Raw genomic sequence first — 17872 nt, 5'->3', positions numbered from 1 at the left:
CAATGACGGCTGCGGGTGCTTTTTATCTAAAAGAAAAGTCTTTAAAAAGTTACAATGAAAAAGCGATGCGGGTGATTTATAACTACTTAATTAGTATAGATTTGCACTCATGAATATCGTTATTTACGCGCTTTTTGCTCTCTCTGGTTTTGCGGGTCTCATTTACGAGGGGTCGTGGGCCAGGTACCTTAAACTTTTCCTCGGACATTCGAGCTATGGTCAGGTGCTTACGCTCTGCATTTACATGGGCGGGCTTGCGATCGGTAGTTTTGTCGCGGGTAAGCTTGTGGAGCGCGTGAAGCGACCGCTGCTTGGGTATGCGGCGGTGGAACTTGCAATTGGCATTGGCGGCATCATTTACCACCCGATGTACATTTGGCTCACGGATTACTTTTACGATTCGAATTTTGTCGCGGGGTTGAGTTCGCGCGGTGCGGAAATTTTGAAGGTAGTGCTTGCGACGGGTTCGACGCTCCCGATTGCGATTGCTGTGGGTATGACGTTCCCGTTCATCGCGGCAGGTCTCATGCGTAAGAGCGGTGCCGAAGTCTCGCTCCCGATGCTTTACTTTACAAACAGTCTCGGTAGTGCCATTGGTATTTTGTTCACAAGCTACATCTTGATTCCGGAACTCGGAAACCACATCACGCTTTGCGTCGCGGCTTCGATTAACTTCTTATTGGCGGCGGTGTTCTGCTTTATCGGCTATACGACGCCTTCGACGTACGAGGAAGAACTTGAAGAAGAAGGTGCTGGGTCGCTGGCGACTGCTGGCGGGGATGCGGCGGGAGTTCGCGAAATGCGCGCGGAACCTCTTAACGAAGATTATGTGGCGGAACATAAGCTCGCCATGCCGCCGAATAACATGTGGTTCTGGATTGCGGGTATTACGGGTCTTACTTCGTTTGTCTATGAAATCGTCTGGATTCGTTTGCTCTCGCTGTTGATGGGTTCTTCGAGTCATAGCTTTGACCAGATGCTTTCGGCGTTTATTCTGGGGCTTGCGATAGGCAGTGCCGTGAGCGGAAAGCTGTTGAAGAAGGACTCGCTCGTGGTGCTTTCGCTCGCGCAGATTTTCATGGGATTCTTTGCGCTTTGCACTCTGTATTTTTACAAGCCGTTCTGGGAAGGCATGAATGTCGCAAACCAGATTTTCAATACGACGAACGACGGTTATGTTTGCTGGAGCATTTTCAAGTACGCACTTTCGATTTTGTGGATGGTGCCGACGAGCTTCTTTGCTGGCATGACGCTCCCGCTCATTACGTTGATTCTCACGCGTGCGTTCAAGAGTGAAGCCCCGATTGGAAAGGTGTACGGCTGGAATACGGTGGGCTCAATTCTCGGTTCGGCAGGCGGTGGACTTTTGCTGTTGCCGCTGATGCAACTCAAGGGGTCGCTTGTGCTCGCGGCTGTACTCGACTTTATGATTGGCTTTATCTTGCTCGTCATTTATCGCAAAAAGTTTCGCTATAGCGTGCTCTTTTACGTGATGACGGCGGTGATGATTTTGCCTTCGTTCTTTGTGAATTTTGATCCGCACATGATTACGTCAGGCGCCTTCCGCGCTTACAAGAATTTGCATCCGGACGAAAAGATTGTGGTGCGTGACGGTAAGACGGCGACGATTAGCTTCCACGAATCCGACGTGCATTATTACGTAAAGACGAACGGCAAGGCTGATGCGAGCATGAGCAAGAATCGTGAACGCCCGATTGAAGGCGATGAGCTTACGCAGGCGGCGACTGCATTTATGCCGATGGCGATGAAGGACAAGCCTTACGATGCGGCGATGGTTGGGTTTGGCAGTGGCATGGGCGCACATTATTTGCTCTCGGATCCGCTGGTGCGCGATTTTGACTGCGTGGAAATCGAAGAAGAAATGATGAACCTCGCTCGCGGATTTTATCCGTGGAACGCTCGCGGCTACGATGACCCGCGCATCCACATTTTCATTGATGACGCGCAGACGTTCTTCCTCACGAACCGCCGCAAGTATGACTTGATGATTAGCGTGCCGAGTAACCCGTGGGTGAGCGGTGTTGCGAGCTTGTTCAGCCATGAATTTTACACCAAGATGCGCCGCTACATGAAGCCGGGCGGACTTTGGGTGCAGTGGATTCAAACATACGAATTTAACGACTTGCTGTTCCTCAACATTTTGAAGGCGCTCGATGTGGCGTTTCCGTACGTGAGTTTGTACAAGGCTCCTGAGGAGCCGGACATTATCATTGTCGCTAGTGACGAACCGGTGATGCAGCGTGCCATTGGCCGCTTTAGCACGGATTCAACGCTCGTGAAGGAATTCAAGCGCATCCACCGCGAACCGGATTTCTTTGGCGAACAGAATTTCCTCTTTACGTCGAAGATGATTACATCGCTCTTGGATGGTGTGGAACCGAACAGCACGTTTATCCCGATTGTTGACAACAAGGCGGAAGAGGCTCGCTTTGTACATTCGAATGCGCGCATTGTGCAGGTGTTCGACAGCTGCGAAATTTGTTGGCCGGAATATTTGGACTCGGCGGATTATGCATTGCGCCGCCCGATAAAGGTGCAGTCCATGCTCAAGGCGGGTACGGACAAGTACCGTGAACGTGCGCTATTGGCATATATCAAAGAAGTGAAAAAGCGCAAGAAAGTTTTTGAAGGCATCTCGGCGATGCTCGATTCCAATGCGGATGACTCTGAAAAGGGCGCTGATTCTGCGGCAGTCTCGGAAAATGTCTCTGATTCAGCAACGGCGGTGGATAGCCTCGTTCGCCCGAAATTTAAGGTGGATGAAACTTCCCCGGATTGGAAAAAGTTCCGCGAAGAATATGTGGAATGGATGCGTGGCATTCCAATGGAAGCTCGCGACACGAACAAGGTTTATGTTAAAGTTCGCAATCTTGTGAATGCGGGTGCGCTGCCGGAATCGTTCGTGGATGAGTTTAACATCATGGAAGCTGCCCGTGCCAAGAATTACAGGCTCGCTGCGGAATATGTCGCGAATTTCTACGAGAAGTACGAAGTCGCTGCGATGGATGAATTCTTCTTGCGCAACGCGATTCTGATTGCGTTCCTAGCGCACAACCCGACGCTCGCCGACGTGCTCTACAAGGAAGCTATCAAGCCGCACGAAGAATTTGCCCCGATCGAGAAACTCCTCATCCAGAAGGAAATCCCGAGAATCCGCAGAAGGTAAGGCGCGCGTCTCGCCATTCGGCGGCGCATCTCGTCAGTCATAAAACTTAACTGGATGTTAGCCCAAAGAGCTTAACTCTACTAAGGGACTAAAGTCCCAAGTATCGTATATCGCCCTGCGGGCTCAACATGACGAGTGTGTTGGTTCCCTACAGACAAATGCGTAAAAACAAAAGGAAGCGTTTGGCGCTTCCTTTTGTTGCAATTAAAAACTATTGACTAATGACCAATGACTAATAACTAACCGACTAGAACAGGAATGCTATACCGACGTTGGTGTAGAACGTGAGAAGCGTGGCTTCGTCAAACGGCTGCTTCACGGTCAAGCCGTGGTTCAGGAGGTTCGTGAAGCTCTGGACAATGCGGAGGTTCAAATGAACGTTTCTCGTCAGCATGTAGCCGCCTTCGATAGCAAAGCCCACTTCCATGTTCGTGGTTGCGATTTCGGTGGTGGATTTCATACCGCTGTTCTCTTTATCGGCGATGACGCCAGCTTTCGGTTCGGAACCGTATTCGGCGCTACCCATCAGCTTGAGACCGAGGTGCAAACCGGCAGCTGCAAAGAAGTCGTACTGGTCGAACGTGTAGCGGAACATGATCGGAAGTTCAAACAACATGATGTTGATCCTTGCCTTGTTTGTGTAAAGATCATTCATGTCTTTTTCGTAATTGTACTGGCGATAGTTGAACGTGAGTTCCGGCACAATGCTGAAGTTCTTTGTGAACATCGAAATCTTGATGATGAGACCGCCACCGACGTTCCAGCCTGCGCCCCAGCCATCGGATTTTGAACCGAGGAACGTGTTGAAGCCGCCTTGCAAACGAGCTCCAAGGAACACGGACTGCGAGAACCCTTCGCTGCGCTGCTTGCTGATTTCGGAACGCGATGTTGTCTGCGTCTTGTATCTTGCGTATGCGCTTGCGTATTCTTCGTCATTTGCGAATTCGCTGTCGTTTGTTCCGTCGTAAGAACCTGATTTTTCACTTTCGGAAGCGGGTCTCGGTGAATCGACAGAAACCCATTCGTCATCATCGGAACTTTGAGCAAAAGCACTCGTGGCGAGCGCTAAAACCATGGACGCGAGTAAGCAAGATTTTTTTAAAAGCATGACGGAATAATAACAAATCGTGGAGGTTCAACGACTTAAAAATATTTTAATAAGGGTTAAATAAATAGAAAAAGAAAGTTTACAGAATGGGCGCGGGAGCCAGTTGCTTAGCATGGAAAATAAAAACGGGAAAAAATGTCTCTATTCTAACTTAAACCATGCATTTTCTGGTTTCTGTAAACTTTACTTTGTAATTTGAAAAGTGGGTGGATGTCCCACCCTAATACAATAAGGAGGTCAATCATGAAAACCGCAAAGTTGATGATGTTCCTTGCTTTGTCTGTTCTGGTCTCGTCTTCTTTTGCGGCGAGACAAGTAAAGTCTAAGCTAGGTGATATCAATGTTACATCAGATAAAGGTGGTGGCAAGGTCGTGTGCACGGCAGGCTTTAATGATGCTCTTACGATTGTCAGGGAAGCTGACACGGAAGTTCTCGTTAAAGGAAGCTGTGGGCAGGGCTGGGTCGAAAAGTCCAAGATTGAATATATAGCCAAAGCTCCGGGCGATAAGTCCATGACGTTTGACGCTGTCGGTGTGCTTGGCTGGGCAGACAATCGAGAACTTATTGATATTCTCTCTGGTCATTATAACGACGATCCAGAAGTGGAAATCGATCGTGACTTTAGAGAATACCTGACCTACACCATGGACCGTGAGCAGACTGAAATGCGAAATGGCGAAAACTAAAAACTAATAGCGTAGACTTGTAATTTTAGCTCTGGAAGGGTGGCCGCCTTCTGGGGCTTCTTTTTTTCTTACATTTTTTTGTAAAAATGGTTTTTGAATTTGTGAGTTTGTATTTTACGGATAAATTTTTGGAACATAATGGGAGTTGTTTTTATGTTCAAAAGGAATCATGTCTCCGTGCTAGCGATGCTGGCATCTTTTTTGTTTTTTACGGCGTGCAGCGATGATGCGGTGAGTAACCCGACGCCTGTGGCGACCGAATCTTCGGCGGCTGAATCTTCAAGTAGTGAAGTCATTTCAAATCCTGTATCTTCTAGCGAAGTTGCTTCGAGTAGTTCTGAAATTTCGAACTTGGAAAAAATCGTTGTAACTACGCAACTTCCAAAGTGTGATGCGCTCAATGAGGGCGCTGTCGATTCATTATGGAACGGTGGCGCTAAATACGGCTTTTCAATTAGTTATTATAAGTGCGAAAAGGGCAACTGGTATGAGGCGGAGCCTGTTGTCGCTTGCGATACTGCGGGTGTATCTGTAGGGAGTCTTTGTAATGTGCATATTTCGGAGGGCGGCTTTTACTGTTGTGGCGACCGTTGGGGAAAATGCTATGAATATGTGGGAAACGGAACCTGGAATGAAAGCGATTGCTTGAAGGCTCCCGCCAAAGAATGCAATGCTGAAAATGAATGGGATACTGGGAAAATTACATATTCAAACGGATATACGGCATACTATCAATGCTTACATGTTGTGCATTCTGATTTAGGAGGGGCGTATGACGAAGGTGTTGTGTGGGAACTCGTAGATGAAGTTGTTTATAACTGCACGACTAGTAAAACTGTTGAAGGAGATACTTGCTCGTTTGAATCTCAAGGCGAAAGACGGTATTATCTATTTGAGGATGGCTATTGGCATGAAAGTAATTTTGACCCTAAATTGGGCGCATGCCCGATTCGTGAAGACGCGTATTATGGACAACGTTTTAAAGAATCTGATGGTGCGTTCTATTATTGTGATGAAGGTAAATGGAAAACCACAAAACTTATTCCGCAACAATATACGGATCCTCGGAAAAAGGGCTTGACTGACGAGGAGTACGATGTTCTGGATTTGCCTAAAGAAGCTTCTGTAAATGATCGTGCTGCTGGCTTGCTTGAACATTGCTGGGATAAGGATGTTCTCTTGGCGCAAAAGTTAGAGCATAATAGTGATATCGGTTTTCAGTATAGTTATTGCTTGCCTCAGAATTATTATCGTTATCGGGAAGATGGAACTTGGACTTTGGAAACTACAGATGAAGAAATTGCTGACGAACTACTCCATAACACAGTGTGTAGCAAATCTGAAGACCCCCAAAGCGTTCGGGATACGATTCCTGCTCATCGATATAGGTTAAGCCGTGTGGTTGGATGCAAGGATAATTCTAATGTGAGAATCTCCTTTATTTATCCAGAGAAAAAGGCTCTGTAAAAAATGAAATTCTTTTTTGCTTACATTTATTGGATAAAGAGTCTTTTGATAAAATAAGTTTATATTATTTGGATAAAATTTTGGAACGTATAGGGAATTTTTATGTTCAAAAGGAATCATGCTTCGGTGCTAGCGATGCTAGCATCTATTTCAGTTTTGTCTTTTACGGCGTGCGGTGACGATGCCGTGAATAACCCGATTCCCGCAGCGACTGAATCGTCGGCTGTAGAATCTTCGAGTAGCGTGGCTTCTAGTAGTGAAACAGGCTCAGGTCCAGTATCTTCTAGCAGCGAGGCTGTTTCAAGTCCAGAGTCTTCTAGCGAAGTTGCTTCGAGTAGTTCTGAAATTTTAAGTTCGGCAAGTACGTTTATTCGTCGAGTGGAAGATTTTTCTGAATGTAGGGCCGATAACGAAGGTGCTGTGGATTCTGTGCTAGCTTTATATTGGACTTATTATGAGTGCAAACAGGGAACTTGGGAAAAATCTCGGTATCAAAGAGCGTTGAGAGTTTTTCCGACATGCGGTTCGGAACGTGAAGGCGCTATTGATTCTATGTTTGTTCAGCTTACGGATTCAGCCGTCTATTATCGAGATTATTACTATTTCAAGTGCGAACAAGGAACTTGGATCGATTTGGACCACGCTGCTCCTTTGGCTGCAGCCGTTCAAGCTCAGTGCAGAGAAAACCGTAATAGCGTCAGCCTTGCTTCTTATGATGACGAACAAACGGATTATTGGTGTGGCGGTTTGCGATTAAGTGCTGGCGGAGATCCGCGTTTCAACAGATTGAAAACGGCTAATATTGTGGTTTTTACTTATACCGATAATGGATGGATTGAAGAAAAATGTGATGCTGCAAATGAAGGAAAAATAGCGAAATACCATTATGAGCCTTACCATGCTTACAGGGACATGTATTTTAAATGTTCTAGCGGCAAATGGAATAATTTAGGTGAACAGAATCCAGAATCGATAGTATCGGATTGATGTTTTTGTAACGCTCTTTTGCTACTGGTCCCGCAATGCGGGGCTTTTTAAGTTTCTATCTTTTGCCTCGAAAATTTAATGAGGTCGTGGCGGTTCCGTCGCGGCGTTAGAGGAATAAATAATGGCAAAGTATAATCCGCAAGAAATCGAAACCAAGTGGCAAGCCTACTGGGAAGAACATCAGACGTTTAAGACTGGCGAAGATAAGTCCAAGCCGAAGTATTATTGCTTGGATATGTTCCCGTACCCGAGTGGTGCTGGCCTCCATGTAGGTCACCCGGAAGGTTACACTGCAACGGATATCATTTGCCGCTACAAGCGCAGCCGTGGTTTCAATGTGCTCCACCCGATGGGTTGGGACGCATTCGGCCTCCCTGCTGAACAGTACGCCATCCAGACCGGTACGCACCCGGCCATTACGACCAAGAAGAACTGCGACAATTTCCGCCGCCAGATCAAGCGCCTCGGTCTCTCTTACGACTGGAACAAGGAAGTCAACACCACTGACCCGAAGTATTACAAGTGGACGCAGTGGATTTTCAAGCGCCTTTATGGCACCTGGTTCGATGAAGACCAGCAGAAGGGCCGCCCGATTGAAGAACTCCCGATTCCGGCCGATGTCGAAGCCAAGGGTAAGGACGAGGTTCGCAAGTACCGCGACGGCAAGCGCCTCGCTTATTACGCCGATGCTCAGGTGTGGTGGTGCAAGCACTGCAAGATTGTTTGCGCGAACGAAGAAGTCTTGAACGACGGTAGCCACGAAAAGTGCGGCACCAAGGAAGTCGAACGCCGTAACCTCAAGCAGTGGCTCATGCGTATTCCGCTGTATGGCGACCGCCTGCTGAAGGGCCTTGACAAGCTCGACTGGCCGCAGGGCGTGAAGGACATGCAGAAGAACTGGATCGGCAAGAGCTTTGGTGCCGAAGTGGACTTTGCCATTGCCGACGCTAACGGCAAGCCGACCGAAAAGAAGCTCCGCGTTTATACGACCCGTTGCGATACGCTGTTCGGTGCAACCTACATGGTCGTTGCTCCGGAACACGCTATGGTGCCGGAACTCACGACTGCCGAACAGAAGGCCGCCGTGGAAGAATACGTGCACGCCGCCGCCTTGAAGAGCGACCTCGACCGTACTGAACTCGCCAAGGAAAAGACCGGCGTGTTTACTGGTTCTTACGCTGTGAACCCGCTCACCGGCACGAAGATTCCGGTGTGGGTTGCCGACTACGTTTTGACGGGCTATGGCACCGGTGCCATCATGGCCGTGCCGGCTCACGATACTCGCGACTTTGACTTTGCAAAGAAGTTCAACTTGCCGGTCATCTGCATCATGGAACCGGATGCAAGCTGCCCCGAAGATGTTAAGCCTCTCGTGCTCAAGGGGGAAGCCTGCTGGGCTGCCGACGGCACCTACATCAACAGCCAGAACGACACGCTTTGCCTGAACGGCCTCAACAAGAAGCAGGGTATCGCCAAGGTCATCGAATGGCTCGAAGCCAACAAGATCGGTAAGGCTACCGTGAACTACAAGCTCCGTGACTGGCTCTTCAGCCGTCAGCGCTACTGGGGCGAACCGTTCCCGATTATCCACTGGGAAGACGGCGAAATCTCTACCGTCGATGATTCCGAACTGCCGGTGCTCTTGCCGGAACTCAAGGATTACAAGCCGGGTGACGGCGGACAGTCCCCGCTCGCAAACGCCACCGAATGGCTCCAGGTCGTCGATAAGAATGGCCGCAAGGGTATCCGCGAAACGAACACCATGCCGCAGTGGGCTGGTTCTTGCTGGTATTACCTCCGCTACATCGACGCTTGCAACGGCGACGCATTTGTGGCAAAGGAACTTGAAAAGTACTGGATGCCGGTTGACCTCTATGTGGGTGGTGCCGAACACGCCGTGCTTCACTTGCTCTACAGCCGTTTCTGGCACAAGGTTTTGTTCGATCTCGGCCTCGTCTCTACCGACGAACCATTCCAGAAGCTCTTCAACCAGGGTATGATTCTTGCCTTTGCATACGAAGATGCCGCTGGCTCCAAGGTCCCGACCGACGAAGTTGAAGAAAAGAACGGCAAGTACTTCAAGAAGGGTACGGACATCGAACTCAAGCAGATTGTGGCTAAGATGAGTAAGTCTTTGAAGAACGTTGTGAACCCCGATGACGTGGTGCGCGACTACGGTGCCGATAGCCTTCGCTTGTACGAAATGTTCATGGGCCCGCTGGACGCCGTGAAGCCGTGGCAGACCAAGGGCATCGAAGGCATGAACCGCTTCCTCGGCCGCGCCTGGCGTTCTGTTGTCGGCGACAGCGATGAAGCCCCGGTCTTTGTGGATGAAACCGCTCCGGAAGCAATCGAGAAGGTGATGCACCAGAGCGTTATCAAGGTCACGAACGACATTGAAAACATGAGCTTCAACACAGCGATTAGCCAGCTGATGATCTTCAACAACGAAATGATGAAGATGGACAAGCGCTACCGCGAACCGTGTGAAACGTTCGTCAAGCTCTTGCACCCGTTTGCCCCGCACATCGCCGAAGAAATGTGGAGCATCCTCGGTCACAACGAATCACTCACGAACGTCGCCTGGCCGGAAGCCGACCACTCCAAGGCTGTGGAAAACACTGTAGAAGTCGTGTTCCAGGTGAACGGCAAGGTCCGCGCCAAGGCATCTGTCGCCAAGGACTTGGACAAGGCCGCATTGGAAAAACTCGCACTTGACAATGAACGCGTGAAAGAGTTCATGAACGGTAAGACCGTCGTGAAGTCCATCGTCGTGCCCGGCAAGCTCGTGAACATCGTGGTAAAGTAGCAATTACGTCATCCTGACGCCGAAGGCGGAAGGATCCAGTGATTTACAAAAAGACCGTAGCTTTCCGCTGCGGTCTTTTTGCATTCTAATATGGAAAATCGTTTTAATTTATAATTGGTTAATGCATTGCAATTTGCAGAATTCTTTGTAGTTCTGCTCGAATCCTGGGCGGCAGAATATGGCGAATTCGATATTCTTGAACGCGTGCAGGTAATCCTTGAGGGCTTCGGCGGTTGCTTCTGCGACGATTCTTGGATCGTTCATGAATGCACCGCAGCCGAATGCTCCGAGAATAATGCTTTCGACTTTATTCAAAATTGCGATGTCCAAAATGCGACGGAGCCTCTTGATGTGCAGCTGCTTTAAGCCTTCGTCAGTGATTGAACCGCTGCCGTATTTATCGACGAGTAAATCCTTTTTACGTTCGAAGTTGCGCAAGTTCGGTGCAGCGCAGGTGATAACATCGACATTGTACCAGTCCGATTCGTCAAGCAATTCGGGCGATGATGTGTCGGTCTTGATGACGGTTACGCCAGGCGTGTAAATGCAGTCGTCGTTGTGGAGCGCGTTTTTCTGGTGCCAATGCGGCTCGTAGAAAAACTTTTCCATTTGGGGTGCCTTTAGGCATGGATGCAATGTCGAGCATCTGCAAATGCTTTCTTCTTGGGCGCCTGCGCCTGTTGTAACGCCGCCTCCCGGGTGCGATGCCGATGCGAAATTGAGCACTGCGACTTTTGTACCTGCGTATGCTTTGGCGGCTTCGAGCGTTCGCTTTTGTGAAACGATAATTTTGGCGCTTTCCGTGAAAATGTTGCGGTTCTCGACAACGACTTTTTCTGCCTCGCCGGTAAATTTCTGTTCGCGGGTGGAACTTGCGATGGATTCACGCAATCGTGCATTTGTGCGGCAACGCTCTGCTGTGTCTTCGTAAACTTCGATATTTAATTTTTTGTAGTCAATTCTGTTTTGCATAATTACCTAATGTGTTTTCTATAAATATCGTTCTTTGAGTGAAAAATGTCAAGTGGGCGAGTTTTTGTCAAAATTTAGGGGCGTACTCTTTTTTGCTGAAAATGTATATTTCTGTAATCTAAAACCCAAATGGAATTGCTTTATGGAATGGAACGCCTCGGTCAAGAAACAAATTGAATCCCGCTTGATGGAAAAGGAAAACTCGCTTGCAGAATACGCCTGCAAGTCCGCTTCCGCAATTCGCTATCACGAAGTGCCTGACGATATCCGCCCGAATTTTTCCCGCGATGCAGACAAGATTATCCATTCCTATTGCTATAGCCGATACATTGATAAAACTCAGGTGTTTTGCCTTGTTGAAAATGACCACATCACGCATCGTGTGCTGCACGTGCAGCTAGTCGCTAAAATCGCAAGGACCATTGGACGCTTTTTGAATCTTAACGAGGATTTGATTGAGGCAATTTCGCTAGGTCACGATGTGGGCCATACGCCTTTTGGGCACGATGGCGAACGGATTGTCTCGAAGTTTTTGCAAGATTGCGGAGAAGGAATTTTTGAACACAATGTTCAAAGCTTTAGACTGTTCAATGACCTCGAAGCGTACGGCAAAGGACTGAACCTTACCGCGCAAGTGCTCGACGGAATCATCTGCCACAACGGCGAAATCCTGAAAAATGAATACGGCTGCAACCGTAGCAAGACTCCAGAAAAACTGCTGGAAGAATACAAAAACAGCTTAAGCGGAAAGCTGAAATCGAAAGAGATGGTCCCGATGACATTGGAAGGATGCGTCATGCGAATCTCGGACGTGATTGCGTACGTTGGCCGCGACATCGAAGATGCCATCATCTTGAAATTGGTGAAACGCGAAGACATCCCCCAAGAAATCACGAAAATTCTCGGAAGCAAAAATAGCGAAATCGTCAACACGCTTATTACAGACCTTGTCAACAATAGTCTAGACAAAGAAACTCTCGTCTTTTCGCCGGAAGTTTTCGATGCGCTTAATCAGCTGAAAAACTGGAACTACAAAAACATCTATTTGAATCCGAAAAAGTCAACCCAGGATGAAAAAATCAAGATGATGTTCCGGACTGTCTTGGAAGAATGCCTTGAAGAACTCAAGTCTGGCGTGAAAAAGGCAACAGGAATCAATCACTGGTGTGAATCGCTGGGCGAAAAGTACAAAGAAACGACATCGCTCCCGCGCATTGTCGCCGACTACGTCTCTGGAATGACCGATGACTATCTGATGAACGCCTATAAGGAAATCGTGATGCCAAAGTCATTCGGCGTGAGCTTTGGGGAAAAGTAAAAAGTTCACCAAAAAGTTCACTAAAAGGTTCACCAAAAAACATGGATGTCGCAATTTGCGATTTCCATTTTTTTTAATTCTCTGAAATCACTCGTTTAAAGTCACAACTTGTGACTTTAGAAAAACGGTGTTAGAATTTTGAAAAGGTAATATGCAAATTTTGCGACAACTGCAATTTTATTTCAAGTAATAAACTATTTTGCAAAATGTATGGCGACAGATATATTGTATAAATACCTTGATTTCGATGGTGGCATGGCTATGCTGAAAAATCGAACTCTTCAGTTTACCAATGCGACGAAGTTTAATGATCCGTTTGATTGCCACCCAGCATTATTTGATTATTCGAATGTTCCACCGAATAAGCGTAACTTGAATCCTGCTGGTTTCTTCTCTAAAATGAAATACAACGACATGAAAAATTATAGAGAGCAAACATGGATTTGCTGCTTGTCGAAGGTGTGTGATTCCTTGCTTATGTGGGCTTACTACAACAACCATAAAGGAATCTGTATTGGTTTAAATATAGAAGCGGTTTTGCGGAGTTGCCAGGATAGGTTTATTGGTTATAGTGCTCCTCAAGAAGCTGAAGAGGTTATTTATAGAGATATAAACGACAAACCGGATTATTTTAGAGACCGCCCTTCTCCGTCTGAAATGTTGCTAACAAAAGCCAAGGATTGGGAGCACGAACAGGAAGTGCGCTTAATTGCGGACCACCCATTATGGGCTAATGCAATGCGTGATGTACCAAGAGAATTTGATGAAGAAGAAACCATAGATGGAAAAGAAATACGCCATTACCCTAGACTCACTGCAGATTGCTTCGAATCGGTTTATCTCGGCGTAAATATGTTGCAGCGAAAAAGGGAACAAATAATTGAAATAGCAAAGAAATTGAACCCGAATATCAACATTTACCAGATAACTCTTGACCCAAATGCGTTCAAACTCAAGCCTGAGTTGGTTGAATAATCCCTCATTTTTATTTACTTTTTCCCTTGATACAGCAAAGGATTTTCTACATGTCCAAGAACAAGGTCATCGACGCCGCTTTTGACGATTCCCCGGTAGATGTTTCGACTGAAGTTAATTTTATTTGGTCCATCGCGAATACTCTTCGCGGCCCTTACAAGAGCGACAAGTACAAAGATGTCATCATCCCGATGGTGATTATCCGCCGTTTTGAATGTGCGCTTGCCGGCACGAAGGCTAAGGTTGTTGCCCAGTTCAAAAAGAGCCCCGCTTATCCTTACAAGGCGATGTGCAAAATTTCCGGTTTCCAGTTCTACAACACGAGCGAATACACACTTGCAGAACTCCTGAACGATTCAGAACACATTGCTTCGAATTTTAAGAGCTACTTGAACGCATTCTCGCCGAACGTTCAGGAAATCATCATGAGCAATTCGTCGGGTCTCGATTTCGAAAAGCAAATCGACAAGATGGACAAGCACAATCGCCTTTACGGCGTCATCAAGAAATTCTCGGAATTGGACCTTAATCCGAAAACGATTGACAATGTAAAGATGGGCTACATTTTCGAGGACTTGATTCGCAGATTCTCTGAAAACGCTGAGGCGGGCGACCACTACACGGGCCGCGACATCATCAAGACGATGGTGAACATCTTGCTTGCCGAAGGTTGCGACGACATCTTTGACGATGGCAAGGTGATTACCGTTTGCGACCAGGCTTGCGGAACGGGCGGTATGCTCTCCACTACGGAAAACTTTATCAAGCGTTTTAACCCGACAGCGGACATCCGTCTTTTCGGGCAAGAGGTGAATCCGGAATCTTATGCGATATGCCTTGCTGAAATGCTTATCAAGGGGCAGAACGCCGAGAATATCCGCTTGCAAGACACGATGAAGGCGGATTGTTTTGCGAATACCAAGATGCGCTTTATGGTAGAGAATCCGCCGTTTGGGCAACCTTGGGGCGGCAAGGATGCTGCCGAAGGTGTTGAGGAGGCGGTGTATAAGGAAAAGACGAAATCGCAGAGCCGCTGGGGGGCGGGCTACTTGCCTGCAACGGGCGATATGCAGTTGCTGTTTATCCAGTCGGCGGTCGACAAGATGGATGACCTTTGCGGCCGTGCAGCGATTATTGAGAATGGCTCTCCGCTTTTTACGGGTGGTACGGCTTCTGGCGAATCGCAAATCCGTCGTTGGCTTTTGGAAAACGATTTGCTCGAAGCGATTATTGCGCTCCCGACGGACCTTTTCTACAACACGGGCATCGCGACCTACATTTGGGTGCTTTCGAAGAATAAGAGTCAAAAGCGTCGTGGCAAGGTGCAGCTCATTGACGCGAGCGGTATTTACCACAAGTTGCGTAAGAGCCTCGGAAACAAGCGCAACGAAATCACTCCCAAAGACCGCAAGCGCATTACCGAACTTTATGCGAACTTTGAAGAGAACGAACTTTGCCAGATTTACGACAATGAAGAATTCATGTACCGCGAATATGTGGTCAAGCAGCCGTTGCAGCGCAGCTATGCCATCACTGACGAACGCATTGAAAATCTGGTCGTTTCGGGTGTGTTGAATACGGTCTATGACGAAGCGAAGGTGAACGAACTTGAAAATTCCGAAGAGGAGCTCTCCACCAAGGAAGAAAAGCTCCTTGAAAAGTTGAAGGCGGGCAAGCCCATTTACGATTTCATCATGGAAACGCTAAAGGCGAACACCGGCAAGAAGAAATACTTGGAACCGGATTCCTTTATGGAGCGTTTGTCGGAATTGTTCCCCGATGTGGATAAGAAGTTGCTCGACAGGATTGCGGATGGCCTTTCTGTAATGGACAAGGAAGCCGAAATTCAGAAAGATAAGAAGGGCAATGTTCTTTGGGATAACGATTCGAAGGATACCGAAATTGTCAAGTACACCGAAAGCATCAACGATTACATGGCTCGCGAAGTGCTGCCTCATATCCCTGACGCAAAGGCTTTCTTTGAAGAAGATTTAAGCGCCAAGAAGCCTGTCGTGAAAACCGGTGCTGAGATTCCGTTCACACGCTACTTTTACAAGTATCAGCAGCCCAAGGCGAGCAAGGATTTGGCGAAGGAATTTGTAGAACTCGATAAGTCTGTGAACAAGCGTATTGCAAAATTGTTTGGGTAGTATATGGCAGAACGTAAAAGCATGATTCATGTTCGTGGCGGATTTAGCGAGGCCCATGGAATGGGTTCTTGCAATACGCAGATGCAAACTGATGAATTGGATGATAGAACTAGGAATATTTTATTTAATTGTATATCCGAAAGTTTGAAAGAACAGTTTAAAAACGCTAGTGCATTTGGTGATAAGTACTTGTATGATAAAGAAAATGATTTATGCAAGGATATAATTACGTTTGTGCTATCTAAAAGAATTGATTCAAGTAAACATTATAGCGTTGCTCGTATAATTGCTATTACAGAGGATATTCTTACGAATGCTTTCTTTAATGAAGTGTTTGATTTTATTGAGTTCCTAGCAATGCATCGATATGATAAATATGAAATTGAAAAGCGTAAAGGTTTTTATGAAACTATAAATTCAATTTTTGAAATGGAATATGTGGGCTATCGATTTGTTGATGGTAGGATTACACCGATTACGGATAAAAATGAAATTGACTCCATAGAAGAAGCCTGCAATAATGAATTTGAAGGAACAAGGGCTCATATAAAAAAGGCTGTTGGCTTTATTGCGGATAGAGAACACAAAGACTATAAGAACTGTATCAAGGAAAGCATTTCTGCAGTAGAGTCAATTTGTTCAATTGTTGTTGGTAATGAAAAAGCGACATTGGGACAGGCCCTTAAACGGCTTGAAGATAACGGCTTGGTAATTCATTCGGCTTTAAAAAACGCCTTTTCAAATTTATATGGTTATACGAGTGATGAGGGCGGAGTTAGACATGCAAATGGTATGTTTGAAAGCGATGTCACTTTTGAAGAAGCAAAATTTATGCTTGTCAGCTGTTCTGCGTTTGTGAACTATTTGACCGCTAACTATGGCAAGGTTGGGGGCAAGCATGCGTAAGATGAAAGACTGTGATTTTCAGTGGATTGGGCAAATTCCAGAAGATTGGATGATGACCAAAGTCAAGTTTGTTGCTGATTTTTACAATGGAGATAGAGGGAAAAATTATCCTAGTGGGGATGACCTTGTAGATGACGGAATTGTTTTTCTCACGTCAAACAACATCCATTCTACAGTTTTGGATACAAATCCGGAAATTACAAAGTATATAACTCCCGAACGTTATAAATTATTAGGTGGCGCAAAAATCAAAAAAGGTGATATTGTTTTCTGTCTTCGTGGTAGTGTTGGTTTATGCTCAATAAACGAATCTGAAGATGAGGGAACGGTAGCGTCGTCATTAACAGTGCTAAGACCAAAAAACATCAACAATCATTTTCTTAATTTCATATTAAATTCAAAGATTGCTGAGATACAGACAAAAAAGTTTGAAAATGGATCTTGTGCTGCAAATCTTTCTGCAGAAAATGTTGGTACATATGTCATTCCTTTTCCACCTCTTGCGGAGCAGCAGAGAATTGCGGATTTTTTGGATGAGAAGTGTGGCGAGATTGATTCGATTCGTTCGGATATCCAGAAGCAGATTGATATCTTGAACGACTACAAGAAATCGGTCATTACCGAGGCTGTCACGAAGGGCCTTAACCCCAAAGTCAAATTAAAAGATAGCGGCATCGAATGGATTGGGAAAATCCCTGAAGGATGGAAAACATCATACATTAAAAGACTATTTGATATAACATTGGGGAAAATGATTGATTCTGAAAAAGATGTTGGTTTGGAAAACTATTTGTGTGCGGCAAATATCAAATGGACTGGAATTAATGTTGATGTCCATAAACAAATGTATTTTTCAGAATACGAAAAAAAACTGTTTCTTCTTGATGATGGAGATGTGCTTGTAATGGAAGGCGGTATGGCGGGGACTGCGGCTATTTACCATAATGAATTTTACCCTTGCTACATTCAAAATTCAGTTATGCGTTGTAGAAGTAAAAATGCTGCAACTATTCAAACCTTCTTGTATTATTGGCTGTTTGCTATTTATCATTTAGGATATATTGATCGTATATGCAATCGGGCAACAATTCAACACTATACGAAAGAGAAATTAGGGAATACGCCAATTCTCTTCCCTCCTCTTTCCGAGCAAAAGGCTATCGTGGATTATCTCGACGAAAAATGTTCCGAAATCGATGTGACAATCGCCGACAAGCAAAAACAGCTTGAAACCCTTGACGAATACAAAAAATCACTCATTTTCGAATACGTGACCGGCAAAAAGGAAGTTCCCTAGGAACTACAT

Annotated in this window: 12 protein-coding genes; 10 read left to right on the top strand and 2 right to left on the bottom strand. The window is 46.3% G+C overall.

Features of this window, described 5'->3' with window-relative positions; all coding sequences use genetic code 11:
• The first annotated feature begins 109 nt into the window (after window positions 1–109).
• A complete protein-coding gene (locus tag B9Y77_RS09725; RefSeq protein WP_085491393.1) occupies window positions 110–3187 on the top strand; it encodes a spermine/spermidine synthase domain-containing protein in 3078 nt (1025 codons plus the stop codon).
• 247 nt (window positions 3188–3434) lie between these two features.
• Here the strand turns inward: B9Y77_RS09725 and B9Y77_RS09720 are convergent, their stop codons facing one another.
• On the bottom strand, window positions 3435–4262 hold the full coding sequence (locus B9Y77_RS09720; RefSeq protein WP_176221734.1) for an outer membrane beta-barrel protein: 828 nt from the start codon (window positions 4260–4262) through the stop codon (window positions 3435–3437).
• Window positions 4263–4538: 276 nt separating this feature from the next.
• On the opposite strand from B9Y77_RS09720, the gene B9Y77_RS09715 reads away from it, so the two are divergent.
• The 4 genes from B9Y77_RS09715 to leuS all read left to right on the top strand — a co-directional run bounded on the left by B9Y77_RS09715 (window position 4539) and on the right by leuS (window position 10245).
• Window positions 4539–4982 (top strand): hypothetical protein, encoded by a 444-nt coding sequence (locus tag B9Y77_RS09715; protein WP_073423870.1) that lies wholly within the window; start codon window positions 4539–4541, stop codon window positions 4980–4982.
• A 153-nt stretch (window positions 4983–5135) separates the two neighbouring features.
• The gene (locus B9Y77_RS09710; RefSeq protein WP_085491485.1) at window positions 5136–6449 is read left to right on the top strand and encodes a hypothetical protein; all 1314 of its coding nucleotides are present in this window, start codon (window positions 5136–5138) and stop codon (window positions 6447–6449) included.
• Between the two features lie 102 nt (window positions 6450–6551).
• Window positions 6552–7436, top strand: a complete 885-nt coding sequence (locus tag B9Y77_RS16225) for a hypothetical protein (RefSeq protein WP_254899984.1) — start codon at window positions 6552–6554, stop codon at window positions 7434–7436.
• Between the two features lie 121 nt (window positions 7437–7557).
• A complete protein-coding gene (leuS, locus tag B9Y77_RS09700; RefSeq protein WP_085491390.1) occupies window positions 7558–10245 on the top strand; it encodes a leucine--tRNA ligase in 2688 nt (895 codons plus the stop codon).
• A 108-nt stretch (window positions 10246–10353) separates the two neighbouring features.
• Here leuS and B9Y77_RS09695 read toward each other — a convergent pair whose 3' ends face one another.
• Complete coding sequence (locus B9Y77_RS09695) at window positions 10354–11217, bottom strand: TIGR02452 family protein (RefSeq protein ID WP_085491389.1); 864 nt, start codon at window positions 11215–11217, stop codon at window positions 10354–10356.
• 142 nt (window positions 11218–11359) lie between these two features.
• On the opposite strand from B9Y77_RS09695, the gene B9Y77_RS09690 reads away from it, so the two are divergent.
• From B9Y77_RS09690 to B9Y77_RS09670, 5 genes are all read left to right on the top strand, one after another.
• Window positions 11360–12535 carry a deoxyguanosinetriphosphate triphosphohydrolase family protein gene (locus tag B9Y77_RS09690; RefSeq protein ID WP_085491388.1) on the top strand — a complete coding sequence of 392 codons (1176 nt, stop codon included), beginning with the start codon at window positions 11360–11362 and terminating at the stop codon, window positions 12533–12535.
• A 210-nt stretch (window positions 12536–12745) separates the two neighbouring features.
• Window positions 12746–13510: a DUF2971 domain-containing protein gene (locus B9Y77_RS09685; protein WP_085491387.1), complete on the top strand. Its 765-nt coding sequence runs from the start codon at window positions 12746–12748 to the stop codon at window positions 13508–13510.
• A gap of 50 nt (window positions 13511–13560) precedes the next feature.
• A complete protein-coding gene (locus B9Y77_RS09680; protein WP_085491386.1) occupies window positions 13561–15660 on the top strand; it encodes a type I restriction-modification system subunit M in 2100 nt (699 codons plus the stop codon).
• A 3-nt stretch (window positions 15661–15663) separates the two neighbouring features.
• Window positions 15664–16566, top strand: a complete 903-nt coding sequence (locus tag B9Y77_RS09675; protein WP_085491385.1) for an AbiJ-NTD4 domain-containing protein — start codon at window positions 15664–15666, stop codon at window positions 16564–16566.
• On the top strand, window positions 16559–17863 hold the full coding sequence (locus B9Y77_RS09670; protein WP_176221733.1) for a restriction endonuclease subunit S: 1305 nt from the start codon (window positions 16559–16561) through the stop codon (window positions 17861–17863). The genes B9Y77_RS09675 and B9Y77_RS09670 overlap by 8 nt, the downstream gene beginning before the upstream one ends.
• Window positions 17864–17872: the final 9 nt, after the last annotated feature.

Source organism: Fibrobacter sp. UWB13, from assembly GCF_900177805.1.
GTDB lineage: Bacteria > Fibrobacterota > Fibrobacteria > Fibrobacterales > Fibrobacteraceae > Fibrobacter.
This window is presented reverse-complemented; position numbering and strand designations above follow the sequence as displayed.